This window comes from Streptomyces catenulae (assembly GCF_000718015.1).
GTDB lineage: Bacteria > Actinomycetota > Actinomycetes > Streptomycetales > Streptomycetaceae > Streptomyces > Streptomyces catenulae.
The window spans coordinates 85,232-108,913 of sequence record NZ_JODY01000017.1; the positions used below are offsets into that span (position 1 = coordinate 85,232).

Annotated in this window: 21 protein-coding genes; 5 read left to right on the forward strand and 16 right to left on the reverse strand. The window is 72.8% G+C overall.

The genetic code is table 11. From position 1 onward, the window contains the following. Positions 1-200 precede the first annotated feature (200 nt). The 9 genes from IF23_RS0116655 to IF23_RS0116695 form a co-directional block, all read right to left on the reverse strand. The gene (locus tag IF23_RS0116655) at positions 201-614 is read right to left on the reverse strand and encodes a DUF3151 domain-containing protein (RefSeq protein ID WP_030284364.1); all 414 of its coding nucleotides are present in this window, start codon (positions 612-614) and stop codon (positions 201-203) included. 112 nt (positions 615-726) lie between these two features. Beyond that, on the reverse strand, positions 727-2,460 hold the full coding sequence (locus tag IF23_RS0116660; protein ID WP_051739611.1) for an MFS transporter: 1,734 nt from the start codon (positions 2,458-2,460) through the stop codon (positions 727-729). Positions 2,461-2,560: 100 nt separating this feature from the next. Continuing rightward, the gene (gene fbaA, locus IF23_RS0116665) at positions 2,561-3,595 is read right to left on the reverse strand and encodes a class II fructose-bisphosphate aldolase (protein WP_030284368.1); all 1,035 of its coding nucleotides are present in this window, start codon (positions 3,593-3,595) and stop codon (positions 2,561-2,563) included. A gap of 250 nt (positions 3,596-3,845) precedes the next feature. Further along, positions 3,846-4,388, reverse strand: coding sequence for an orotate phosphoribosyltransferase (gene pyrE, locus IF23_RS0116670; RefSeq protein WP_030284370.1), 543 nt, complete (start codon positions 4,386-4,388; stop codon positions 3,846-3,848). 42 nt (positions 4,389-4,430) lie between these two features. Next, complete coding sequence (locus IF23_RS0116675) at positions 4,431-5,276, reverse strand: aldose epimerase family protein (protein ID WP_030284372.1); 846 nt, start codon at positions 5,274-5,276, stop codon at positions 4,431-4,433. Between the two features lie 69 nt (positions 5,277-5,345). Further along, positions 5,346-6,263 (reverse strand): SRPBCC domain-containing protein, encoded by a 918-nt coding sequence (locus IF23_RS0116680; protein WP_030284374.1) that lies wholly within the window; start codon positions 6,261-6,263, stop codon positions 5,346-5,348. A 77-nt stretch (positions 6,264-6,340) separates the two neighbouring features. Continuing rightward, positions 6,341-8,026, reverse strand: a complete 1,686-nt coding sequence (locus IF23_RS0116685; protein ID WP_078654022.1) for a polyamine aminopropyltransferase — start codon at positions 8,024-8,026, stop codon at positions 6,341-6,343. Positions 8,027-8,254: 228 nt separating this feature from the next. Continuing rightward, positions 8,255-8,773 carry a DUF2617 family protein gene (locus tag IF23_RS0116690; RefSeq protein WP_030284377.1) on the reverse strand — a complete coding sequence of 173 codons (519 nt, stop codon included), beginning with the start codon at positions 8,771-8,773 and terminating at the stop codon, positions 8,255-8,257. Between the two features lie 480 nt (positions 8,774-9,253). Next, positions 9,254-9,496 (reverse strand): hypothetical protein, encoded by a 243-nt coding sequence (locus IF23_RS0116695; RefSeq protein ID WP_030284379.1) that lies wholly within the window; start codon positions 9,494-9,496, stop codon positions 9,254-9,256. Between the two features lie 148 nt (positions 9,497-9,644). On the opposite strand from IF23_RS0116695, the gene IF23_RS0116700 reads away from it, so the two are divergent. Next, positions 9,645-10,829 carry a pyridoxal phosphate-dependent aminotransferase gene (locus IF23_RS0116700; RefSeq protein WP_030284381.1) on the forward strand — a complete coding sequence of 395 codons (1,185 nt, stop codon included), beginning with the start codon at positions 9,645-9,647 and terminating at the stop codon, positions 10,827-10,829. Positions 10,830-10,928: 99 nt separating this feature from the next. On the opposite strand, the gene IF23_RS32085 is transcribed toward IF23_RS0116700, so the two are convergent. Next, on the reverse strand, positions 10,929-12,380 hold the full coding sequence (locus tag IF23_RS32085; RefSeq protein ID WP_051739612.1) for a NaeI family type II restriction endonuclease: 1,452 nt from the start codon (positions 12,378-12,380) through the stop codon (positions 10,929-10,931). A 229-nt stretch (positions 12,381-12,609) separates the two neighbouring features. On the opposite strand from IF23_RS32085, the gene IF23_RS0116710 reads away from it, so the two are divergent. Further along, on the forward strand, positions 12,610-12,807 hold the full coding sequence (locus IF23_RS0116710) for a hypothetical protein (protein WP_030284385.1): 198 nt from the start codon (positions 12,610-12,612) through the stop codon (positions 12,805-12,807). A gap of 94 nt (positions 12,808-12,901) precedes the next feature. Here the strand turns inward: IF23_RS0116710 and IF23_RS0116715 are convergent, their stop codons facing one another. From IF23_RS0116715 to clpB, 4 genes are all read right to left on the reverse strand, one after another. Then, positions 12,902-14,353 carry an LCP family protein gene (locus tag IF23_RS0116715; RefSeq protein WP_245654999.1) on the reverse strand — a complete coding sequence of 484 codons (1,452 nt, stop codon included), beginning with the start codon at positions 14,351-14,353 and terminating at the stop codon, positions 12,902-12,904. Further along, positions 14,350-16,485, reverse strand: a complete 2,136-nt coding sequence (locus IF23_RS0116720) for a bifunctional polysaccharide deacetylase/glycosyltransferase family 2 protein (protein WP_051739614.1) — start codon at positions 16,483-16,485, stop codon at positions 14,350-14,352. The genes IF23_RS0116715 and IF23_RS0116720 overlap by 4 nt, the downstream gene beginning before the upstream one ends. Positions 16,486-16,794: 309 nt before the next feature. After that, entirely contained in the window at positions 16,795-17,328 is a 534-nt protein-coding gene (locus tag IF23_RS0116725) for a YbjN domain-containing protein (RefSeq protein WP_030284391.1), read from the reverse strand. An 86-nt stretch (positions 17,329-17,414) separates the two neighbouring features. Then, the gene (clpB, locus tag IF23_RS0116730) at positions 17,415-20,048 is read right to left on the reverse strand and encodes an ATP-dependent chaperone ClpB (RefSeq protein WP_030284393.1); all 2,634 of its coding nucleotides are present in this window, start codon (positions 20,046-20,048) and stop codon (positions 17,415-17,417) included. A 341-nt stretch (positions 20,049-20,389) separates the two neighbouring features. On the opposite strand from clpB, the gene IF23_RS0116735 reads away from it, so the two are divergent. The 3 genes from IF23_RS0116735 (at position 20,390) to IF23_RS0116745 (ending at position 21,957) form a co-directional block, all read left to right on the forward strand. After that, positions 20,390-20,968 (forward strand): Uma2 family endonuclease, encoded by a 579-nt coding sequence (locus IF23_RS0116735; RefSeq protein WP_030284395.1) that lies wholly within the window; start codon positions 20,390-20,392, stop codon positions 20,966-20,968. 80 nt (positions 20,969-21,048) lie between these two features. Beyond that, positions 21,049-21,453 carry a pyridoxamine 5'-phosphate oxidase family protein gene (locus tag IF23_RS0116740; RefSeq protein WP_030284397.1) on the forward strand — a complete coding sequence of 135 codons (405 nt, stop codon included), beginning with the start codon at positions 21,049-21,051 and terminating at the stop codon, positions 21,451-21,453. A 99-nt stretch (positions 21,454-21,552) separates the two neighbouring features. Continuing rightward, complete coding sequence (locus IF23_RS0116745; RefSeq protein ID WP_030284399.1) at positions 21,553-21,957, forward strand: hypothetical protein; 405 nt, start codon at positions 21,553-21,555, stop codon at positions 21,955-21,957. An 88-nt stretch (positions 21,958-22,045) separates the two neighbouring features. Here the strand turns inward: IF23_RS0116745 and IF23_RS0116750 are convergent, their stop codons facing one another. Continuing rightward, positions 22,046-22,495, reverse strand: coding sequence for a heat shock protein transcriptional repressor HspR (locus tag IF23_RS0116750; RefSeq protein ID WP_030284401.1), 450 nt, complete (start codon positions 22,493-22,495; stop codon positions 22,046-22,048). 1 nt (position 22,496) lies between these two features. Beyond that, positions 22,497-23,675 carry a molecular chaperone DnaJ gene (gene dnaJ, locus IF23_RS0116755; RefSeq protein ID WP_030284402.1) on the reverse strand — a complete coding sequence of 393 codons (1,179 nt, stop codon included), beginning with the start codon at positions 23,673-23,675 and terminating at the stop codon, positions 22,497-22,499. Between the last annotated feature and the right edge of the window lie 7 nt (positions 23,676-23,682).

The window sequence follows — 23,682 nt, forward strand, 5'->3', positions numbered from 1 at the left end:
CGAACTCCGGGTAGCGGTCCGCCCCTTCCTGATCGGCTCGGGAGCCCCGGTCCCCTCGGGACGGATCAGCCGCCCCACTCGCATCATCGGTGCTGGTCCCGTGCGGCGCAAGAGCCGACCGGACGTCCGGCCGGTGACCCGCTGCGACGCCGCGGACACACTCGGGGACCGGCCGTCCGTACGACCGGCCCCCGGGCGGGTCAGGAGAGGGTGTCCGCCGCGGTCGGGGACGAGTCGCGCAGGAAGGTGGTGCAGCGCTCGTACTCCGCCTCCTCGCCGATCGCATGGGCGGCGCGGGCCAGCGCGTGCAGCGCCCGCAGGAAGCCGCGGTTCGGCTCGTGCTCGAACGGCACCGGTCCGTGCCCCTTCCAGCCCGCCCGCCGCAGGGCGTCGAGCCCGCGGTGGTAGCCGGTCCGGGCGTACGCGTACGACTCGACGGTCCGGCCGCCCTGGAACGCGTCGTCGGCGAGCTGTGCCCAGGCCAGCGAGGAGGTCGGGAACTTGGCCGCGACATCGGCCGGGGCCGTACCGGCGGCGAGCAGCTCGCGCGGGCCCGGGTCGTCGGGCAGATGGGTCGGGGGCGGTCCCCCGAGAAGGTTCTCGTGAATGGCCATGCCCCAAGTCTGCCTGGTCCCGCGGACCGCTCGGCGGGCGCCCGGAGCGGGCCGGTACGGGTGGCCGAAAAGAGGCGGTTCGGGGCCCCGCGGCCACCCGTACCGGCCCGCCCTACGGCTCCCGGTCGCCCTCCGGGCCGGGCCGCTCCGTGACGGGACCGGAGCCGCCGGACGGGCCGGACGCCTCCGCGCCGGGCCCGGGCGCCGCCCCCGGCCCGGGCGCCGCCCCCGCGCCCACCGGCGGCTCCGCCGCCACGTCCCCCGGGTCGAGCGGCGGCGCCCCCACCCCGCAGTGGTACGTGCACTCCGGATGGCACGGCGCCCCGTGCCGCACCTGCTCGTGCACCGCGCTCGCGCCCCCGGCGCCCTCCGCCGCGCCGACCGCCTCCGGTGCCGCGACCGCCGCCCGTTCCTCCGCCTCCGGCTGCTCCTCCGCCGCCGCGGGCACCGTCCGCACGGTCAGTCCGGCGATCACCGCGCCGACCAGCAGCACCCCGGCGCACCACGGCATGGCCCGGCGGAACGCCGCGTCGAAGGCGTCGGCCGAGCGGTACGCCTGGGGGCCCATTCCGGCCAGCAGCGGCAGCGCCGCGATGGCCACCAGGCCCGCCGCCCGCGCCGCCGCGTTGTTGATACCGCTCGCCAGCCCGGCGCGGTCCACGTCGACCGAGGCCAGCACCGTCGCGGTCAGCGGCGCGACCAGCGTCACCATCCCGGCGCCCAGCACCACCAGCGCCGGGAGCACATCCACCACGTACGACGCCCCGGCGCCCACCCGCGTCATCAGCAGCATCCCGACCGCGCAGAGCAGCGGCCCCACGGTCAACGGGATACGCGGCCCGATCCGCTGGCCCAGCTCGCCCGAGCGGGCGGAGAGCAGCAGCATCAGCACCGTGGTCGGCAGCAGCGCGGTGCCCGCCGCCAGCGCCGAGTACCCGGCCACCACCTGGAGCTGCACCACCGAGAGGAAGAAGAACCCGCTGAAGGCCGCGTAGACGCAGACCGTCACCGCGTTGACCGCGCTGAACTGCCGGACGGTGAACAGCTGCGGCGGCAGCATCGGATCCGCCCGCCTCCGCTCCACCTCGACGAACGCCACCCCCAGCAGCAGCCCGACCACCCCCGGCACCACCACACCCGCCGAAAGACCCCGCTCCGGCGCCGCGATCAGCGCATACGTCACCCCGCCGAGCGCCAGCGCGCCCAGCACCGCGCCCGCCACGTCGAACCCGCCGCGCGCCGCCGCCCGCTCCCGGGTCTCCGGTACGAACCGCAGCGCGATCGGCACACACACCAGGGCCAGCGGCACATTGAGGAAGAACACCCAGCGCCAGCCCGCGCCGTCCACCAGCCAGCCGCCGACGAACGGGCCGATCGCCGTGGCCACCCCGCCCAGCCCGGACCAGGCGCCCACCGCCCGCGCCCGGTCGTCCGGCCGGAACACCGCCTGGATCAGCGCCAACGACCCCGGTGTGAGCAGCGCCCCGCCGATGCCCTGGAGCGCCCGCGCGGCGATCAGCACCCCCGAGGTCGGCGCCAGCCCGCACAGCAGCGACGCCACCGCGAACCACACCACCCCGACGAGGAAGATCCGCCGCCGCCCGTAGCGGTCGCCCAGCGCCCCGCCCAGCAGGATCAGCGAGGCGAGCGTGAGCATGTACGCGGTGATCGTCCACTGGAGAACGCCCAGGTCGGCGTGGAGATCGTCGCCGATGTGCGGCAGCGCGACATTCACCACCGTACTGTCGAGCATCGCCATGCCCGACCCCAGGACGGCGGTCAGCAGCACCCATCGGCCCTGCGGAGAGACCAGGCGGACGCCTCCGGGCGGACTCGGCATCGTCATACCGCGAGCATGCCCGCGATCGGCCCGGGATTCCCGCCGGACATGCGCGAGGGCCCCGCACCACCCGGGTGCGGGGCCCTCGTACGAACGGGGTGTCAGCTCACTTCTGCAGCGTGGTGCCCGTGGACCGCAGGTCCGCGCACGCCTTGGTGACCCGCGCGGCCATGCCGGCCTCGGCCAGCTTGCCCCAGCTGCGGGGGTCGTAGACCTTCTTGTTGCCGACCTCGCCGTCGACCTTCAGCACACCGTCGTAGTTGCGGAACATGTGGTCCGCGATCGGGCGGCTGAAGGCGTACTGGGTGTCGGTGTCGAGGTTCATCTTGACCACGCCGTTCTCCAGCGCGGTGGCGATCTCCTGCTCGGTGGAGCCGGAGCCGCCGTGGAAGACGAAGTCGAACGGCTGCGAACCGGTCGGCTTGCCATACTTGGCGCCGACGCCCTCCTGGAGGTCCTTGAGCAGCTCGGGGCGGAGCACGACGTTGCCCGGCTTGTAGACGCCGTGGACGTTGCCGAAGGAGGCGGCCAGCAGGTAGCGGCCCTTCTCGCCCAGGCCCAGCGCCTCGGCGGTGCGCAGCGCGTCGTCGACGGTGGTGTACAGCTCGTCGTTGATCTCGTGGCTGACGCCGTCCTCCTCGCCGCCGGTCGGGGTGATCTCGACCTCAAGGATGATCTTGGCGGCGGCGGCCTTGGCCAGCAGCTCCTGGCCGATGGCGAGGTTGTCCGCGAGGGTCTCGGCCGAGCCGTCCCACATGTGGGACTGGAAGAGCGGGTTCTGGCCCTTGGCGACCCGCTCGGCGGAGACCTCGATCAGCGGGCGGACATAGCCGTCCAGCTTGTCCTTGGGGCAGTGGTCGGTGTGGAGCGCGACGTTGACGCCGTACTTCCCGGCCACCACGTGCGCGAACTCGGCGAGCGCCACCGCGCCGCTGACCATGTCCTTGCTGTACTGGCCGCCCAGGAACTCCGCACCACCGGTGGAGATCTGGATGATGCCGTCGCTCTCCGCCTCGGCGAAGCCGCGCAGCGCCGCGTGCAGCGTCTGCGTCGAGGTCACGTTGATGGCGGGGTAGGCGAACTTGCCCGCCTTCGCCCGGTCGAGCATCTCGTTGTAGATCTCGGGAGTTGCGATGGGCATCTGTCCGCTCCTTGTGAAGTACGGGTATGCGTTTAGGCCCTGACCAGGGGGCGACGACCGCGCCGTCCTCATCTTCCCAGACGGCCCGGATCGCTCGGCATCCCCCGCCGTGCCGGATATGCCGGGGGCGGCCGTTTCACGTGAAACAGCCGCCCCCCGAAGAAAACCACCGGTCAGCGTGGTGACGCCGGGACGGGCCCGGCGCCCCACCGATTACCGGCCGCCCATGCGGCGGTCCGGCGGACCCGGCTCAGGCCAGGCCGAGGTCACCGAGACGGTAGCCGGTGAGATACGGCAGACCGGCCTCGGCGATGGCGTCGGCGGCACCGCGGTCGACGATCGTCGCGACCGCGACGACCTCGGCACCCGCCTCCCGGGCCGCCTCGACGGCGGTCAGCGGCGAACCACCGGTGGTCGAGGTGTCCTCGACCACCAGCACCCGGCGGCCCTTGATGTCCGGGCCCTCGATACGGCGCTGCATCCCGTGGGTCTTCTGCGCCTTGCGGACGACGAACGCGTCCAGCCGACGGCCGCGCGCCGCGGCGGCGTGCAGCATCGACGCGGCGACCGGGTCGGCGCCCAGCGTCAGCCCGCCGACCGCGTCGAACTCCAGGTCCGCGGTGAGGTCCAGCATCATCTGCCCGACCAGCGGCGACGCCGCACCGTCCAGGGTGATCCGGCGGAGGTCGATGTAGTAATCGGCCTCCTTGCCGGAGGAGAGCGTCACCTTGCCGTGCACCACGGCCTTGTCCTTGATCTGCTGCAGCAGCGCGCCGCGTACGTCCTCGGTCATGCCCCTGAGCTTAATTGGGCAGGTACCGGACGCCCGCGGCGGTCAGCCGAGCGTCCGCCAGCTGAAGGTGGTGGAGACCTCCAGCGGGTCGATCGGGGTGACCAGCCGGGGCAGCGTATTGAGGCCGTTGGGCGGGCCGGACTGCGGCTCGACACAGACCGCCGCCTCCTGCTCGTCGTAGACCACGACCCACTCGGCGCGGCTGGCGACGGTCAGCTCCAGACGGCCGGGCCAGGTCACGGTGGCCTCGACGCCGTCCGGCATGGCGAAGCAGTCGTCCCAGGGGCCGGGCCGCGGGTCGATCCGGCGGCCGGTCGGCAGATGGTCCTCGCCCCGCTCCTCCTGCCACGCCGCGTCGAAGGACAGCTCCACGGGCGCGCCGCCGCCGTCGAGCCGCCGCACGAACCACGGGTGCCAGCCCGCCTGCGCGGGGAACGAGTCGGCCGCCGCCTCCACCCCGAGCGTCAGCGTCAGCGACCGGCCGTCCTCGGCCAGCTCCACGACCTGCGTGACGGTGCCCGGGTACGGCCAGGGCGCGGCCGGGTCGGCGAGGTCGTAGGTGAAGACGGCGGCGCGGGCGTCCCGGCGGGCGGTGCGCCAGCGCAGGTCGCGGCCGGTGCCGTGGATGGCGTGCGGCGGGGCGTTGACCGGCATCCGGTGCAGCTGCCCGCCGTTGCGGAACTCTCCCCGGTCGGTCCGTCCGCACCAGGGGACCATCGGGAAGCAGCCGTACTTCGCACCCTGCCGCAGCAGTTCGGTGCCGCCGACGCGCAGCCCGGAGAGGCGGCAGCCGTTGTCCGGCTCGACATCGACCTCGGCGTCGCCTGCGGTCAGCCGTACAACCCGGTGCCGGTCCTGCCGTGCCTGTGTGGTGTTGTCCGTACTCACACCGCCCGACCCTAGGCGATCCCGGCCCGGGCGCCGCGGAGCGGCCGCCCCCGGAGGCCGGGCCCGGGGTCAGCGGCGGCGGCGCAGCGCCCGGCCGACGACGACCGCGCCCGCCAGCACCACGGCGGCGGCCGGTGCGGCCCAGCGCAGCGCCGCGGAGGCGGTGTGGGTCTCGGGCGCGGGCACCGGCGCGTACCGGCCGCGCGGCGGGGCGTGGTCGACCTCCTCGGCGCTGCGGCCGATCATCGTCCGCCGGGCGTGCGCGGCTTCGGCGGGCACCTCGTCCTCGTCGTCGCCGAAGTCCTGCCCGTCGTAGGTCTGACCGTCGTAGTTCTCCCCGTCGACGACGCCGTCGGGGCCGGTTCCGGGGAGCGCGTCGTCGTCGGAGGCGGGGCGGTCCGCGCCGTCCGCGTCCGGTGCGGGGACGTCCTCCGGGGCGTCGTCCGCCTCCGGGTCGAGGGAGGGCGGCGGGACCTCGGTGTCGAAGACGGAGCCGCCCGGGCGGTCACCGGCGGGGGCGTCGGGCCCCTCGTCCTCCGCCACCGGGTCCCGGGCCACGTCCGCCGCGAGGTTCTCCGCGAAGCGGTCCAGCAGGCGCCGCCCGGCCGTCCGCGCGGTCTGCGCCTCGGCCTCGGCCAGCCGCCCCTCGCTACGGACCGTGCCGGTGCAGGTCAGCGTCGTACCGGAACCGTCGGGCGACAGGCGGACGGTGAGGGTGACGGCGACGGACCCGGCGCCGCGCGCCTCCGTGCCCCGCGCCTCGACCGTGACGTCGGCGTCCGCCCCGCCCGGCGAGGCGACCGTCAGCGCACCGCGGTAGGTGATGGTGGAGCCGCCGATACGCAGCCGCAACCGGCCTTCGGGGCGCGCGGCATCCGCCTCGGCGTCGAGTTGGGCGCCGGGGACGCAGCGCGCGACCCGCGCCACCTCGCCCAGCGCCCGCCGGACGGTCCCGACGGGAAGCGGAACGTACATCTCATGCTCCATGGCATGGCAGCCTACCCAGCGCCCCCGGGCGCCTACCCGCATCGGTGCGACTTTCCCGGCGGCCCGGAACGCCGCGGTCAGCCGTAGCGCGGATGCATCAGCGTCGACGGCGGCAGCCCGCCGATCCGGGCGCCGGACAGCGGCCGGGCGCCGTCCGGCAGCACCGCGCGGGCGGCGGACGGCGGCCGGGAGGACGGCGCCGTGTCCAGGTCGCGGGCGTGGTGCCCGGCGAGGATGAAGCCCCAGTACCGCGTCCCGGCGGCGGCCCGCCCCGCGCCGCCGCCGGACACCGGGCGGGCGCTCTCGCCGCCGCGCCGCCCGGGCGCCTCGTACGGCACGGTCGCCAGCCCCGCCGAACGCAGCGTCGACTCGACCGTCCAGAACACCCGCGGCCGTGCCTCGGGCGCCGCGGCGTGCACCGCGAGCCGCCCGTCCGGCGCGAGCAGCCGCGCCACCAGGCCGTAGAACTCCTGGGAGTAGAGCTTGGTCCCGGCGGTCATCCGGGGGTCGGGCAGATCGGAGACGATGACGTCGTACGGGCCGCGGCAGCGGCGTCCGCAGCGGGCGCTCGCCGCGCGCAGCCAGTCGAAGGCGTCGGCGGTGACGACCCGGACGCGCGGATCGTCCAGGGCGTGGCGGTTGAGGGCGGAGAGCCCGGGGTCGGTGCGGGCCAGGTCGCTCACGCCCGGGTCGAGTTCGACGACGGTCACCGAGCGGACCGCGCGGTGGCGCAGCACCTCGCGGACGGCCAGTCCGTCGCCGCCGCCGAGGACCACGACGCGGCCGTGCGGACCACCGGCGACGGCGGGGTGCACCAGGGCCCGGTGGTAGCCGCGTTCGTCGTCCGCGCTGACCTCCAGCCGTCCGTCCAGATAGAGCGCGAGCGGCCCGCCGGAACCTTTCCTCGCGTGTCCCGCACCGCCCCCGGGCCCCGCGCCGCCGGTCATCACCACCTCCTGGACGCCGGTCTGCAGCACGACCCGGGCGGCCGATCCGTACACCGCGTGCCGGGCGGCGCGTTCGAACGGGGCGACCAGCAGGACGGCCACCGCGAGCAGGACCAGGACCAGGGCGTTGACGGCCAGCAGACGGCGGCGGGCGCGCCGGGTCAGATCGCGGCGGAAGAGCCACAGGACCAGCGCGCCGCCCGCGACGGCGTTGACCGTGCCGGTGGCGAGCGCGCCGGTGAGCTGACCGAGCACCGGGAGCAGCAGGAACGGGAAGGCCAGCCCGCCGACGAGGGCGCCCACGTAGTCGGCGGCGAAGAGGTCGGCGACCGCGCCGCCCGCGTCCTGTTGCCGCACCCGCTGGATCAGCGTCATCAGCAGCGGCACCTCGGCGCCGATCAGCACCCCGATGACCAGCGAGAAGCCGACGAGCACCGAGCGGGACTGGCCGAACCAGGCGAAGCAGGCGTACAGCGCCATCGCCGAGCAGCCGCCGACCAGCGCGAGCCCCGCCTCGATCGCGCCGAAGCCGACCGCCGCCCGGCAGCGCAACCGCTTGGCCAGCAGCGCCCCCAGCCCCATCGCGAAGACCATCACCGACAGCACGACGGAGGACTGGGTGACGGAGTCGCCGGTCAAGTAGGAGGCGAGGGCGACCAGTTCGAGTTCGTAGACCAGACCGCAGGCCGCGCAGACGAAGACCGCGGCGAGGACGAGCAGCCGGCCGGGCCCGGACCGCACCGGCAGCCGCGCCGGTCGCATGACCTCCGGTGGCCCGTAGGCAGCGGTTGGGGCGGGCTCCTGCGGATCGATCATGAAATGAACGCTACGTGACGATTCCGTGCGTATTCGTCACCCACAAGAGTGCAGTAGGCCGGTTACACACGGGAGTTGGGTGGTTGTGGTGCACAGGGGGCGCTCGCCCGTCGCCGTGCGCGGGGTGACGCACACCGGGCGCCGGTCTCCGGTCGCGCCGGACGGCCGGGCCGGACCGGGGCCGCACCCCGGCCGTCCCCGGCGCACCGCCGTACGCGACCGCCCGCCTCAGACCGCGGCGGGGATGCGTACGCCCACCCTCGTACGGGTGGCGACCAGGCACCCCTCCTGGGGGTAGGAGTGCCAGGTGCGCCAGCAGACCTCGCCGCCACGGCGCTGGGCGAGCATCGCGGTGAAGGCGTGCGGCGAGCCGGGGAACGTCCCGGCCAGACCGTGTGGATGGTCGGATACCAGCGCCAGCAATTCCTGGGCGCGCCCGGCGAACGAGCCGCGGGAGAGCGTCTCGACATGGGCGGCGAATTCGTATTCCCATTCCCCGAGGCGTTTGGCGACGCCGAGTGGGAGAGGGGTACTGCTGCCCGGCATACAGGCGACGGTTTCGGAACAGGTGCCGCGCTCCTCCTCCAGCAGCACCTGATGGGAGGCCCCCAGCAGCCTCAACTGCACCTGGGCGCCTGCCAGTTGGAGATCGAGAACCGCGAGGGCCGGCAGGGGTTCCCTGCCGAGCGCCCAGGCGAGATCTGATGCACGGGTATCGGTATAGGCCGTTGTCAGGGTCGTGAGCATGGGTCGGCTCCGCAAGCACGCAGTGGATGGGTGGGCCGGTCCGCCCCGGAGAAAACATCGGGGACATCTGTGCCGGCTCGCGCCCACGCGGGATCCGAGAACTGGGGGATTCTCATTGAAGAGGGAATCACGAATGACAGGCGCCCACAGCGGAATTACCCATGTTCGCGGGGTTTCCATCCCTCAGAGGGCCCATCAGATCATTTGTTCAACCGCCAAGCACACAAGGGGCGTTCGCCGGTCCCCGGAGGCGCCGCTCCACGCGGCGGTCCGGCTGCCGTACGGCGGTGGCGGCGAAGGCGGTGGCCACGGTGCGTACGCGGCAGGGCGGGCGGTGGCGGGCCCGGTGATCCGGCGGGCGGTGCGGTGCCGCGACCGGCGACCGGCGGCCGTACGGCACCCCACGGTGCGCACCCCGGCGCGCGCCGGTGCGCCGCCGGGCCGCCCCGCGCCCCGGCCGTGGTGTCCGTGGCGTCCGGCTCAGCCGCCGCCGCAGGACGAGCCGCCGCCCCCGCAGGAGGAACCGCCGCCGCACGACGAGCCACCGCAGCCGTGGTGCCCGCCGCCGTGATGACCGCCGCCGTGGTGGCCCGTACCGGAACCGGAGTCGCCCGCGACCCACCAGCTGGAGCCGCCCGCCCGCTTGCCGCCGGAGCCGCGGGACGCGGCGGACACGATGCCGAGCACCGCCACCACGATCAGCAGGAACAGCGCCACACCCATCTGCCTCACACTCCTTCCGCTCCCCCGAGCGAGGCTTCCGGCGGCCGCCAGGCGCGCCGGTGGTCCTTCCGTGCGGGGCTGATGCCCGACCGCCGCTGACTCAAAGCGCAGTTGAGGAAGTCCAGAGGTTCGGCGGAGGATGGCGCGCATGGACCGACCGCTGCTCAACCGCCGCCTGGCCGAATTCGGCACGACGATCTTCGCCGAGATGTCCGCGCTCGCCGTACGGACCGGCGCCATCAACCTCGGCCAGGGCTTTCCCGACACCGACGGCCCCGAGGAGGTCCGCGAGGCGGCGGTGCGCGCCCTGCGCGACGGCCACGGCAACCAGTACCCGCCCGGCCCCGGCATCCCCGAACTCCGCGCCGCCGTCGCCGCCCACCAGGAACGTTTCTACGGACACCTCGGCCTGACCTGTGACCCCGACACCGAGGTCCTGATCACCACCGGCGCCACCGAGGCGATCGCCGCCTCACTCCTCGCCCTGCTGGAGCCCGGCGACGAGGTCATCGCGCTGGAGCCGTACTACGACTCGTACGCCGCCTGCATCGCGATGGCCGGGGGGCGGCGCGTCCCCGTGACGCTGCGCCCGCGGCCGGAGTCCGGGACGTACGCCCTCGATCTGGACGAGCTGCGCGACGCGATCACCGACCGCACCCGGCTCATCCTCCTCAACTCCCCGCACAACCCCACCGGCACCGTGCTCAGCCGGGAGGAGCTGACCGAGATCGCCCGGCTCGCCCGCGAGCGCGATCTGCTGGTCGTCACCGACGAGGTCTACGAGCACCTGGTCTTCGAGGGCGCGCATCTGCCGCTCGCGACGTTCCCCGGGATGCGGGAGCGGACGGTGACGATCGGCTCGGCGGGCAAGACGTTCTCGTTCACCGGCTGGAAGGTCGGCTGGGTGACCGCCGCGCCGGAGCTGGTGGCCGCGGTCCGCTCGGCGAAGCAGTTCCTCACCTTCACCTCGGGCGGCCCGTTCCAGTACGCGCTCGCCGAGGCGCTGGCGCTGCCGGACGGCTACTTCACCGGGCTCCTGGAGGATCTGCGGGCCAAGCGCGATCTGCTCTCCGACGGGCTGCGCGCCGCCGGGTTCGAGGTCTACCGGCCGCAGGGCACCTACTTCGTCACCACCGACATCCGCCCGCTGGGCCACACCGACGGCCACGCCTTCTGCCGGGCGCTGCCGGAGCGCGCCGGGGTCGTCGCCATCCCGAACGCGGTCTTCTACGACCACCGGGACCAGGGCGCGCCCTTCGTCCGCTTCGCGTTCTGCAAGAAGACCGAGGTTCTCCAGGAGGCAGTGGACCGGCTCAAGAAGCTCGCCGCCTGACGGGGCGCGCGGGTGCCCACAGGCCGACGGGCGGCGACCGAGATGCACCCATCGCCTCGCCTTCCGCCCGTGAGCTCTCCGGCCGGGACAGAGGACCCGTCACCGCAGGTACGGGACGGACTCCACCGGATCGTCCTGCCCCGCCACCGTCCAGCGTTCGCCCTCCAGTTCGGCGGTGGGGACGTCGGTGCGCCCGGGGGCGACGCGGGCGAGGCGAGCACTGACGTATTCGCGGGGGCTGGGCTGCGGCAGGCCCAGCTGCGCGGCCAGATCGCGGTCGAACCAGGTGAGGATCACGATGCCGTCGTCCGCCAGCCGGGCGCGGACCCTTCGGATCCGCCGGTCGACGTCGGAGGTCATCCCCACCGTCTTGAGCGCCGAGCGCGATACGAGGCGCCCCGGCGCCCGGCGCATGAGTTCGACGATGCGCCCATGAGCGGACCCGGGGGCGAAAATCGCCTGAAGGTCGTCGGCAGGCAGCTGCAGGAGCACATTGCCCGGCAGGGGTGCGTCGCGGAACAGCCAGTGCATCGTGTCCTGCAGCTCACGGCCAAGAAGAGCCGCACCGCCCGCTTGCGGATCGCACCAGAGCCCGGCGCTCCACAGGCCCCTGCCGTCGTCGGCATGCACGAGGAGAACCGGATCCGGACCGAAGGACCGCACCCTGCCGATCCTGCCCACCCGGAATCTGAAGTCGACCGGGACGCCCTCCACGTAGAAGTCCGCGCCGTGGCCGACGGAGAGGCTCCGGTTGGAGGCGAACCCGAACTCCCGCTCCACCTCGGTCTCCATCTGCAGGGGCAGACGCATCCGCTCGGACCTGCTCAACTGGTCGAGCCGAAACCTTCCGGTCCGTGGTCCATCCAGCACCTGATCGAAGGTTCTGCGGATACAGGACACCAGGCGTGATCCATCGGGGTCCAGCGACTGCAGCGTCCGGGCGACGGTACTCAGGCCCGCGCCACCGTCCCCGCCAGGGTGGGCCTTCGGCGTGGGCGGGACCGCGGCGACGGCAGGCTCCCTCATCGGGGACGGCTCGGCCCGTTCAGCCGTCAACCGGAGCCGGAGCAGGCGCACTTCCTTCTCCAGCCCGTCGATGCGGTGGACGAGCTGACCGGTGTCCGAGTGCCGACCAGGCAGGCCGCTCGCGGCATTACCGGCTCCACGGGCAAGCATGCCCATGAGCATGGCCGTGACCACCTGACTCCGGCGCAGCTTCTCTCGCTCCTCGTCGAGCTGACGCCGGAGGTCGGGCACCTGAGGAGCCAGCACGATCTCCTCGCTCCTCGCGCCGCCCTGTTCGCGGGCGCGCCGTTTGGCTAGCAGGTCCCGCACGCGTCCCTTGAGCGCGTCCACCTCGTCGGCCGGGGCGCACACGTGGAGGACAGCGTCCACCAGCCAGCCCTCGTTGATCAGGCCCACTCCGGCGAACCTGTTGGAGAGCGTGGTGACGCTGGGGGCCTTCCTGCCGTCGAGCAGTTGCGGGGTCAGCAGCTCCCGCAGTTGCCTGATCGTGAGGCCAGCTCGGTCGAGCTGATCACGCATCAGCATCGCGATCTCGTCGCTCTCCCTGTCCCTTCCGCGCAGGGGTGCCCAGGGCCTCCCCTGCGAACCACCCCTACCCGCCACACCAGCCCCTTTGTTCACTGAAACAAAATGAAGTTCACTGAACAATATAAACAAAGCCGCGCAGCGCCTCAAGCGCGGGAAAGATGGCGCCGGGCACACAAACACTGTGTGACTCCCGGCAGTTCGTGCTCATCCAAGGACGGTGCACCTCATGGCGAACGTAACGACGGTCAAGGTCCTCGTGACCTGCGTCGTGCTCCTCATCGCGATCGTGGCGGGACTCGTCACCGCCCTGGTCAGCGAGGAGGTGTCGCCGTCCAGGAGGGCCGGGCGCGCGGCCATGGCCTTCGTGCTGGCCATCCCCGCCGAGGGCGTCGTCCTCGGCATCGCCGGCTTCACCATGGGCTGAGCGCACAGCGGCTCACCCTGCCGTCTCGGCGCGTGGGCCAGCGGGGAACCGCCTGACGGGGTCCGCGCGGGGCGGGCCCCGTCAGGGGTGAGGGTCAGCCGGTGACGGTGACCGGCCGGTCCGCGCGGAGTTCGGCGAAGAGGCGGTGCGCCTTCGCCTTGTCCCAGACGACGACGCTGCCCTTCGAGGTGCCCACGCCGAAGCCGGAGATGGGCACGTTGAGCTGGCGTCCGCGGCCCGAGGACGCGTCCTGCAGCGCCTCGAAGAGGCGGGTCAGCCGGGGCAGCCCGGTGGACCGGTCGACGATCAGGGTCTTCAGGCCCGCACCGGCGGTGCCGACGAGGGCGGACGGATTGAGCAGGACGTCCCGGGAGGCCGCCTTCGCGGCGAGGGCGGCCAGGAACTTCCGCTGGTTGCGGGAGCGTCCCAGGTCGCCCTGTTTCTCCTGGTGGCGCTGGCGGACGAAGGCCAGCGCCTGGCGGCCGGAGAGGGTGTGGCAGCCGCGGGTCAGGTCGAGGCCGGACTTCTCGTCCACGACATGGCGGTTCACACACATCCGCACCCCGCCGACCGCGTCGACGATGCCGACGAACCCGGCGAAGCCGATCTCGGTGTAGTGGTCGAGGCGGAGACCGGTGTTGGACTCGATGGTGCGGACCAGGAGCTTGGGTCCGCCCAGGGAGAACGCCGCGTTGAGCTTGTTGCGGGCCGGCCGGTGGTGGATGCCGGTGCGCGGGTCGACGTAGGCGGGGATCACCACCCAGGAGTCGCGCGGGAGGCTGGTGATCGTGGTGCCGTGGGCGCCGGTGTGCAGCACCATCATCGAGTCGGTGCGGCGGCCCTCGGCGTCGATACCGGACCCGGTGTGCAGGTCCTGGGCCTGTTTCGCGGAGAGCCCGGCGCGGCTGTCGGAGCCGACGATCAGGTAGTTGGTGCCCTTGCCGGGGGCGGGCCGGTCCGGCAGCGCGGCGAGATCGACCGTGCTGTCCAGCCGGGAGTCCGCCCAGGCGTAGGCCCCGGCGCCGCCGCCCACCGACAGGACGAGCAGCACACAGCACGCCCGGACGGCGCGCCCGAGGCGGGAGCGGCGGCGGCGCGAGGGACGGCGCACCCGCCGGGGCTGCCCGGCGACCGGTGGCGCGTCCGGCAGCACCGCGTCCGCGTCCGCCGGGTCGAGCGGATGCGGTTCGGGCAGCTCCGTGACCTCGGCGGCCTGCGGTGCCGGGTGCGCGGGCGGGTATCCGCCGTGCTCCGGTCCGTACGGCACGAGGGCGTCGGAGACATGGGCGCCGGGCACCGGGGCCGCCTCATACGCCTCGTATGCCTCATACACCTCGTACGCCGTGTGTTCCGGGGCGTACGGGGTCAGTGGTTCCGGGGCGTAGGTGAGCAGGGGGTCGGCGCTGTGGCCGTACCCCTGGCCGTACATCTGGCCAGGCCCCTGGCCAGGCATCTGGCCGTACCCCGGTCCGTACTCCTGGTGCCCCGCGACGTGGGGGTTCGCGGGCCACTGGACGTATCCGGTGGGGGGATACAGGGTCGTCACCTCGTAACGGTCAGACTGCGGCGGTCGTGGGGTCCGCCGATGTGCTGGGCCGCCGCGGCGGCCGTACCGGAGCGGTGCATGCGCTGCCACTTCAGTCGGCTGCCGGTCACGAAGGCGACCACCGACTGAAGGACGACGAGGTACATCAGCTGCCGGTAGACCAGCAGTTGGAAGGGGAGCGCCCACAGCGGACGCCGGGATTCCCCGTCCAGCCGTAGCGCGTACGCCGCCACGGCGATCTGCACTGCCAGGAACCCGAACCACGTCACGACCGACTTCACCGGGCTGTCCGTGAACAGCACGCTGTAGAGCATGAAGACGTCGATGACGGGGGCGAGCAGCGGCAGCAGTACCTGGAAGAGGAGGAGATACGACAGTCCGCGGCGACCGAAGCGACCGGCGTGGCCGACCTCCCGGACGGCGCGGCGGTGCTTCCACATCGCCTGCAGCGTGCCGTAGCACCAGCGGTAGCGCTGGCGCCAGAGCTGCCTGAGGGTCGTGGGCACCTCGGTCCAGGCGATGGCGTTCTCCTCGTAGACCACCCGCCAGCCGGCCCGCCACAGCGCCATGGTCAGGTCGGTGTCCTCGGCGAGGGTGTCCTCGCTGAGACCGCCGACGCCCATGAGCGAGTCGAGCCGGAACGCACCGATCGCGCCGGGCACCGTCGGCATGCACTCCAGGACCTCGAACATCCGGCGGTCGAGGTTGAACCCGAAGACGTACTCCAGGTGCTGCCAGCGCCCCAGGAGGCGGGTGCGGTTGCCGACCTTGGTGTTGCCGCTCACCGCGCCGACCGCCGGGTGGGCGAGTGGCTGGATCAGGCGCTCGATCGCGTCCGCCTCGAAGACGGTGTCCGCGTCGACCATCACCACGTACGGGGAGCGGGTGTACGCCAGCCCGTGGTTGAGGGCCGCCGCCTTGCCCGCGTTGGGCTGGCAGAGCACCTGCACCCGCGGGTCGCGCTCCGCGTACCCCTCCGCGATCTCCACGGTGCGGTCGGTCGATCCGTCGTCGATGACGAGGATCTGGAGCCGCTCGTGGGTGGAGGCGAGGAGCGAGCGCAGCGTGGTGCCGATGCCCGCCTCCTCGTTGTACGCGGGGACGAGGACGGTCACCGGGTCGGCGATCTGCCGCAGCCGGGGCGCGCCCGGCCGTTCCCGCTCCAGCCGTCTGACGTGCGCGCGGGCGAAGAGCACCAGCGTGAACAGCCGGAGCAGACCGAGCGCGGCGGCGATCGTCAGCACCCAGGTCAGGGCGGAGACGGAGCTGCGGCCCAGCTGCTGGAACCAGATCAGCGCGGTGCCCAGCCAGCGCTGCGGGGCGCCCACCTCGGTCATGGCGGGCTCGGTGGCTCCGGTGCCCGCCGAGATGGTGGTGAAGCGGCGGGCCTTCGGATCGGCCAGCAGTTGCTTGGTCTGGCCGTAGGCGAGGGAGGTCAGGCTGAACTGCCGGACCAGGCCCTGGGCGGGTTTGCGGCCGGAGTGGTCCGCGGCGACCAGGGTGTAGCCGTGCTCGGAGGCGCGCTGCGCCGCGGGCCATTCGGCGCCGCAGAGCGTGGCCACGGTCGTGGTCATCGGCATCCGCAGCAGTTTCGTCCGGAAACCGTCGGCTCCGGCGAACGCGCCCTGGGTGAGCCGGAGTTCGAGGGCGCGGCGCACCCCCGAGGCGTTGCCGAGGTCGGCTCCGGTGTAGGAGTGGGAGCCGATCTCGTGTCCCTCGGCCCGGATCTGCCGGACGAGGTCGGGGTACTGCGCGGCGTCCGCACCTTCGAGGAAGAAGGTGGCGTGGGCATGGTGCTTCTTCAGCAGGGCGAGCAGCCGCGGGGTCCAGTAGGGGTCGGGGCCGCCGTCATAGGTGAGGGCGACGGTGCCGGCGGGCATCGAGGTGGAGCGGGCACCGTCGCCGTTGACGGTGAGGACGGGTCCGGCGTCCGCCGCCGCGGCGGGTACCGGCCGGGTGCAGTCCTGTTTGGTCTTGGAGCCGTCGACCTCGTTCTCGGTCCAGCCCTGGAAGAGCAGGGCACCGAAGAGGACGGGCAGGGTGAGCGCGAGGAACAGCCAGTGTGCCCGGGGATCCCTCGCCTGTTTGTGGCGGGCGGCGCCGTTACCGGTCGCTTTGCCGCGGCCCGCCATCAGCGGCGGACATCGGGACTGTGCGGGTCACCGGCGCCGTCCGATCTGTTCCCGTCCTGCCGCGGCGCCCGTATTCGCCACCTGGTCTCCACTGTCCGTTCACGCATGGCAGGGGAGTGTATCCGGGCCCTACCGGCGAGTTGGAGATCCGGTTCCCGCCATGGTGAGACGGTCGTACCGGAACGGGCAGCCGCCCCCATACGGCGGGAAAAGCGGGCATTCGCCGTCTACGGAACGGGCTGCCGGACAGGCCGCGGGCCCCCGGAACGCTTCCGTTCCGGGGGCCCGCGGCAGGTGTGGGACGCCGGGTCAGCCCTCGTCGTCCGGCTTGTCGTCGCCGGAGTCGTCCAGCTCGGACTCCAGGCCCAGCTGCTCGACGATCCACTTGTCGAACTCGATGGAGGCACGGACCCAGCTGACCGTGCTCGACACGAAGTGTTCGAGCGCGACACCGGTGCCGACCAGCATCGACGCCTCACCGATCAGCCGGACGGTGCCGTCGTCATGGGTGTGGGTGTACGCCTTGGGCCACAGGGTGCGGCGGTTCCAGTCGTCGATCGCCTCCAGCAGCTTGGCCTTGTCCTCCAGGCCGTGCGGGCGGTCGTAGAAGGTGCGGACGGAGAAGATCTGCTGCTCCTCCTCGCCGCGGAACATGAAGTACGTACGGAACTGCTCCCACGGGGCGGCGAGGTCACCTTCCTCGTCGACTACGTACTTCAGCTCCATCTGGTCGAGGAGCTGCTTGACCAGATCCTGGTCGGGCACGACGGGACCCTCGGGCCCGGTCGGCTGCGGTTCGGGCTGGCCCCCGAAATTCGGAATCGAGGACGGGTCGATGCTCACCGTGGTTTTCCCTTCGTATGGTCTGCGCCATCCTCCACCATGCCCGCCCCGTCCTGGCAACCCCGGACGGGGCGGAGCGTGGCGCGTCAGTCGGCGGCGCGGGCGGACGTGACGGCGAGGTGGTCGCCGTCCACGTCGACACGGACGGTGTCGCCGTCCAGCACGTCACCCGCCAGGATGGCGCGCGCCAGCTGGTCGCCGATGGCGGTCTGCACCAGGCGGCGCAGCGGCCGGGCGCCGTACGAGAGGTCGGGCGCCGGGGCGTCCGCCCCCGGCTCCTGGCCGAGCCAGGCGAGCCAGGTCAGGGCCGCGTCGCTGATGTCGAGGGTGAGGCGGCGGTCGCCGAGGCGCCGCTGCAGATGGTCGATCTGGATCTTCGCGATCCGCTGGAGCTGGTCGGTGCCGAGCGGGTGGAAGACGACGAGGTCGTCGAGGCGGTTGAGGAATTCCGGCCGGAACGACGCCCGGACGGTCTCCAGCACCTTCTCCTTCTTCTGCTCCTCCTTCAGCAGGGGGTCCATGAGGAAGTTCGAGCCGAGGTTGGAGGTGAGGATGAGGATGGTGTTCCGGAAATCGACGGTCCGGCCCTGGCCGTCGGTGAGCCGCCCGTCGTCGAGGACCTGGAGCAGCACGTCGAAGACCTCGTGGTGGGCCTTCTCCACCTCGTCCAGCAGCACCACGCTGTACGGCCGACGGCGGACCGCCTCGGTCAGCTGGCCGCCCTCCTCGTAGCCGACGTAGCCGGGAGGCGCGCCGACGAGACGGGCGACGGAGTGCTTCTCGCCGTACTCCGACATGTCGATACGGACCATCGCCCGCTCGTCGTCGAAGAGGAAGTCGGCGAGCGCCTTCGCCAGCTCGGTCTTGCCGACACCGGTGGGCCCGAGGAAGAGGAACGAGCCGGTGGGCCGGTCCGGGTCGGCGATCCCGGCGCGGGTGCGGCGGACCGCGTCGGAGACCGCGCGCACCGCCTCGCCCTGCCCGATCAGCCGCTTGCCCAGCTCGTCCTCCATCCGCAGCAGCTTCTGCGTCTCACCTTCGAGGAGGCGACCGGCGGGGATGCCGGTCCAGGCGCCGACGACGTCGGCGATGTCGTCCGGGCCGACCTCCTCCTTCACCATCGACTCGGCGGACGCCTCCTGCTCCGCCTCGGCAGCCGCAGCCGCCTCCAGCTCCTGTTCCAGGCCCGGGATCTCGCCGTAGAGCAGCTTGGAGGCGGTGTCGAAGTCGCCGTCGCGCTGCGCGCGCTCGGCCTGTCCACGCAGGTCGTCGAGGCGTTCCTTCAGCTCACCGACGCGGTTGAGGCCCTGCTTCTCCTTCTCCCAGCGGGCGGTCAGCCCGCGCAGCTCCTCCTCCTTGTCGGCGAGGTCGCGGCGGAGCTTTTCCAGCCGGGCGACGGAACCGGCGTCGGTCTCGTTCCGCAGCGCCAGCTCCTCCATCTTCAGCCGGTCCACGGAGCGCTGGAGCTCGTCGATCTCGACGGGCGAGGAGTCGATCTCCATCCGCAGCCGGGACGCGGCCTCGTCGACGAGGTCGATGGCCTTGTCGGGCAGGAAGCGGGAGGTGATGTAGCGGTCGGAGAGGGTGGCGGCGGCGACCAGCGCGGAGTCGGCGATGGCGACCTTGTGGTGCGCCTCGTAGCGCCCCTTGAGCCCGCGCAGGATGGCGACGGTGTCCTCGACGGTCGGCTCGGCGACCAGCACCTGCTGGAAGCGGCGCTCCAGCGCCGGGTCCTTCTCGATCCGCTCGCGGTACTCGTCCAGCGTGGTCGCGCCGACCATCCGCAGCTCACCGCGGGCCAGCATCGGCTTGAGCATGTTGCCGGCGTCCATCGCGGAGTCGCCACCGGCGCCCGCGCCGACGACGGTGTGCAGCTCGTCGATGAAGGTGATGATCTGGCCGTCGCTGGACTTGATCTCCGCGAGGACGGTCTTCAGCCGCTCCTCGAACTCCCCGCGGTACTTCGCGCCCGCGACCATCGCGCCGAGGTCGAGCGCGACCAGCCGCTTGTTCCGCAGCGACTCGGGGACGTCGCCCTTGACGATGCGCTGGGCCAGCCCCTCGACGACGGCGGTCTTGCCGACGCCGGGCTCGCCGATCAGCACCGGGTTGTTCTTCGTCCGGCGGGAGAGGACCTGCACGACGCGGCGGATCTCGTGGTCCCGGCCGATGACCGGGTCGAGCTTGCCCTCCCGCGCCGCCGCCGTGAAGTCCGTACCGAACTTCTCCAGCGCCTTGTACGTGCCCTCCGGGTCCGCGTTGGTGACCCGGCGCTCGCCCCGCGTCTCCTCGAACGCGGCCAGCAGCTTCTTGGCGGACGCGCCCTGCTCGTCGAGGAGCGCGCCGGTGGCACCGCCCTTGGCCGCGATGCCGATGAGCAGGTGCTCGGTGGAGACATAGGCGTCGCCCAGCTCCTTGGCGCGCTGGGCGGCGTCCGCGAGGACGGCCAGCAGCTCCCGGTCGGGCTGCGGCGGCGCGACCGTCGAGCCCTGCACGCTGGGCAGCGCGGCGAGCCGCCGCTCGGCGCCGCCGCGCAGCACCGCGGCGTCCGCGCCGACGGCGGCCAGCAGATCGGTGATGTTGGCGTTGCTCTCGGCCGGTGCGGCCAGCAGTGCGAGCAGCAGATGGGCGGAGGTCAGGTCCGCGTGCCCGGCGGTGATCGCCCGCTCGTTGGCGGCGCTCAGCGCCTCCCGGCTCTTGTTGGTCAGCTCGGCGTCCACGGTCGCGGGGTCCTCCTCGTGCTCGACGTTCTCGTCCGGTACTGCCGGTCCGCCCGCCGACGGGCAGGCGGTGCGCCTACGGCGCTCCCCCGCATGCTCGGGTCGACGTTCAGTAAGTTGAGTCTACGACACTCAAGAGTGAAGTTGAGCCGGGTTGACTCAAGATTATGGAAAGCCCGCCCCCGACGCCGAGCCTGCCGCGCCACGGCGGCATCCGGGTTCCCGGGGACGGGCAGCGCCACACCTGCGGGGGCGCCACACCTATGGGTGAACGGGGTGGCATATGCCAGCGACATGCGCCACAGGGCCTCGACACTGGCCCTGAACGCAATGGAGGTGCAGTGACTGTCACGTACGAGCCGACGGCGACCGACCAGGAAACCCTCCTGGAGTACTTTCTCGGCCTGGCCGTCCCCCGAGGGTGCCGGGCCGAGATCATCGAGGGACAGATCGTCGTGGCCCCGCCTGCCGGTGGAGACCGCGAGGACTGCCTGAGCACGCTGATCTGGCAATTCATCCGCTTCTCGGCGACCGAGATGGACGTATCGGAAAACAAGGGCCTCGTCCTGCCGGGCAGAGGGCGGTACGCGAGGAATCACGTCGTCCCCGACGCCACGGTTGCACCGCGGCGGCTGCGCCACTTCCGGGGCGCTCCCCCCTGGATGCCGCCCGACGGCATTTCCTTGGCCATCGAGGTGACCGGCAGCACTGCGCACCGGGTCCGCATCGACAAGCGCCACTGCTGTGCCCGCGGCGCGCTTCCCCACTACCTCCTGGTCGACCGCGAGACCGCCACGACCACGCTGTTCTCGGATCCCTCCGGCGACGACTACCGCGAATCCCACTCCGTGGCCTTCGGCAAACCGCTGCCGCTCCCCGCCCCCTTCTCCTTCACGCTGGAGACCGGCGACTTCCTCTGAGCCGGAGGCCCGAGCCGCGGCCCCCGCCCCACTCCGTACGCGGAACGGGCGCCCCGCAGCCCGTTCCGTACGCTTCCCCCATGGCTCACGATCTCGCCGACCTCAGCCCCGCCTACCTCGCCTTCTGGGGTGAGCACCTCATGTCGACGCTCACCACGCCGCGGCGCGACGGCTCCCCGCACGTGGTGCCGGTCGGCGTGACGTACGACGCGGAGCGGCGGATCGCGCGGGTCATCACCCGCGGCGGCTCCACCAAGGCGCGCAATGTGCGGGCCGCGGGGGCGGACGGGGCGCGGGTCGCGGTCTGTCAGGTCGCGGGGCGGCGGTGGGCGACGCTGGAGGGGATCGCCCAGGTGCGGGCGGACGCGGCGGCGGTCGCGGAGGCCGAGCGCCGGTACGCCGAGCGGTACGGCCGGACGCCGACGCCCAACCCGGAGCGGGTGGCGATCGAGATCAGCGTGGTCCGGGCGCTCGGCCGGGCCTGAGCGGGTACGACGGCGGTGCGCGGCAGGTGTGCGCGCCGTTACCGCGGGCGCCGTCCGCCGGTATCCTCGCCCGCACACCGAACCCGTCCGGAGGGCCCGATGAACCCGGTCCGCGCCACCGCCCTCGCCTGTCTGATGCCGCTGTCGGACCTGGGCGACGAGCCCTTTCTCGTCGACGACCGGGGCCAGCACGCGATGTGCGCGCGGTGGGCGGCAGCCCACGGCTACGACCTCACCTGCCGGTTGAGCCTGCACCGGCTGCCCGCCGGACACCCCACACTCTGGCGCGACGTGGACCGCGGACTGGTCGACGTCTTCGTGGCCCCGCACCGCCGGGCGCTGGAGCACGCCGTGGACGACGCCGACGCCTTCGCCGCCCGCTGCGCCGCCGCCGGTGTCCGCCTGGCCACCGCCGACCTCGACGAACCGGTCTACGACCGCGCCCTGACCTCGGGCGTCCACCGCCGTCTGTCGATGCCGACGGCGGGGTACAGCGGACGCTGAGCGGGCCCCCGGCGCACCCCGGACCCGGGCATGCGAAAGGGCCGGGTAGCCCCGGCCCTCTCCGCTGTTCACCACCGCACGCCTGCGGTCACTCGCCCCGCTTGGGGCGCCACACCACCAGCGCGCTGGTCTGCTGCACATCCTGATACGGCACCAGATCGCGGCGGTAGGACGCGTGGACCGCGGCCTCCCGCTGCTGCATCGCGCTGGCCGCGCCCTCCAGGGCTCCCTGGAGTTCGGCGACCCGCTGCTGGAGGGCGGTGACCTGGTTCTCCAGCTCGATGATGCGCTTGATACCGGCGAGGTTGATGCCCTCGTCCTGGGACAGCTGCTGCACCGTGCGGAGCAGTTCGATGTCCCGGGCGGAGTACCGGCGGCCCCGCCCGGCCGTGCGGTCGGGCGAGACCAGGCCGAGCCGGTCGTACTGACGCAGGGTCTGCGGATGCAGGCCGGAGAGCTGGGCCGCGACGGAGATGACGTATACCGGCGAATCTTCGGTCAGTTCGTACGGATTCCGACGGTGACCCCGGCTGTCCATCTCATGCTCCCTTCGCGGCCTGGAACAGCTCCGCCCGCGGATCCTGATCCGCGGTCGCCTCGCGATAGGACTCCAGCGACTCCTTCGCCTTGTCGCCGAGGTCCTTGGGAACGATCACCTCGACGGTGACCAGCAGGTCACCCCGGGTGCCGTCCTTCCGCGCCGAGCCCTTGCCCCGCGCCCGCATGGTGCGGCCGTTGGGCGTACCCGGTGCGATCTTGAGCGTGACGGGTGGTCCGCCCAGCGTCGGCACCCGCACCTCGCCGCCGAGCGCCGCCTCCGGGAAGGTGACCGGCACCGTGACGGTGAGGTTGTCGCCCTTACGGCCGAAGACCGGGTGCGGCTGGACGTGCACCACGACGTAGAGATCGCCCGCCGGACCGCCGTGCTCGCCGGGCGTGCCCTTGCCGCGCAGCCGGATGCGCTGCCCGTCGGAGACACCCGCCGGGATGCGGACCTGCATCGTCCGGGCGCTGGTGGCCCGGCCGCTGCCCTTGCAGACGTCGCAGGGGTTCTCCGCGATCAGGCCGCGGCCCTTGCAGTCGGCGCACGGATCGGTGAGCGAGAAGCCGCCGCCCGCGCCCCGGCTGACCTGACCGGTGCCCACACAGGTCGGACAGACCCGCGGGGTGCCGTTCTTGTCGCCGGTGCCCGAGCACGCCTTGCACGGCTCCTTGCTGGACATCCGGAGCGGGACCGTGGCCCCGTCCACCGCCTCGGTGAAGCTCAGCGTCACCTCGGACTCGATGTCCTGCCCCCGCCGCGGCTGGGTACGGGTACCCGCCCCGCCGCCGCGGTTGAACAGGCCGCCGAAGACGTCCCCGAGGCCCCCGCCGAAGCCGCCGCCACTTCCCTGCTGCCCCGGCGTGCCCCCGAAGAGGTCGCCGAGGTCGAAGTTGAAGTTGCCGCCGCCCCCGCCGGGACCGGGCCGGAAGCCACCGTTGCCGAACAGCGCCCGCGCCTCGTCGTACTCCTTGCGGCGCTTGGGGTCGCCGAGGATGTCGTTCGCCTCGGAGATCTCCTTGAAGCGCGCCTCGGCGCCGGAGTCACCGGTGTTGGCGTCCGGGTGGTTCTCCCGGGCGAGCTTGCGGTACGCCTTCTTGATCTCGGCGTCGGTGGCGTCCTTCGGGACGCCGAGGACCTTGTAGTAGTCCTTCTCGACGAAGTCCTTCGTGCTCATCCCCGAC

Coding starts and splice junctions, on each gene's coding strand:
- IF23_RS0116655 (WP_030284364.1), bottom strand. CDS start 614: ATGGCCATTCACGAGAACCTTCTCGGGGGACCGCCCCCGACCCATCTG.
- IF23_RS0116660 (WP_051739611.1), bottom strand. CDS start 2,460: ATGACGATGCCGAGTCCGCCCGGAGGCGTCCGCCTGGTCTCTCCGCAG.
- fbaA (WP_030284368.1), bottom strand. CDS start 3,595: ATGCCCATCGCAACTCCCGAGATCTACAACGAGATGCTCGACCGGGCG.
- pyrE (WP_030284370.1), bottom strand. CDS start 4,388: ATGACCGAGGACGTACGCGGCGCGCTGCTGCAGCAGATCAAGGACAAG.
- IF23_RS0116680 (WP_030284374.1), bottom strand. CDS start 6,263: ATGGAGCATGAGATGTACGTTCCGCTTCCCGTCGGGACCGTCCGGCGG.
- IF23_RS0116685 (WP_078654022.1), bottom strand. CDS start 8,026: ATGATCGATCCGCAGGAGCCCGCCCCAACCGCTGCCTACGGGCCACCG.
- IF23_RS0116690 (WP_030284377.1), bottom strand. CDS start 8,773: ATGCTCACGACCCTGACAACGGCCTATACCGATACCCGTGCATCAGAT.
- IF23_RS0116695 (WP_030284379.1), bottom strand. CDS start 9,496: ATGGGTGTGGCGCTGTTCCTGCTGATCGTGGTGGCGGTGCTCGGCATC.
- IF23_RS0116700 (WP_030284381.1), top strand. CDS start 9,645: ATGGACCGACCGCTGCTCAACCGCCGCCTGGCCGAATTCGGCACGACG.
- IF23_RS32085 (WP_051739612.1), bottom strand. CDS start 12,380: ATGCTGATGCGTGATCAGCTCGACCGAGCTGGCCTCACGATCAGGCAA.
- IF23_RS0116710 (WP_030284385.1), top strand. CDS start 12,610: ATGGCGAACGTAACGACGGTCAAGGTCCTCGTGACCTGCGTCGTGCTC.
- IF23_RS0116720 (WP_051739614.1), bottom strand. CDS start 16,485: ATGGCGGGCCGCGGCAAAGCGACCGGTAACGGCGCCGCCCGCCACAAA.
- IF23_RS0116740 (WP_030284397.1), top strand. CDS start 21,049: ATGGCTCACGATCTCGCCGACCTCAGCCCCGCCTACCTCGCCTTCTGG.
- IF23_RS0116745 (WP_030284399.1), top strand. CDS start 21,553: ATGAACCCGGTCCGCGCCACCGCCCTCGCCTGTCTGATGCCGCTGTCG.
- IF23_RS0116750 (WP_030284401.1), bottom strand. CDS start 22,495: ATGGACAGCCGGGGTCACCGTCGGAATCCGTACGAACTGACCGAAGAT.
- dnaJ (WP_030284402.1), bottom strand. CDS start 23,675: ATGAGCACGAAGGACTTCGTCGAGAAGGACTACTACAAGGTCCTCGGC.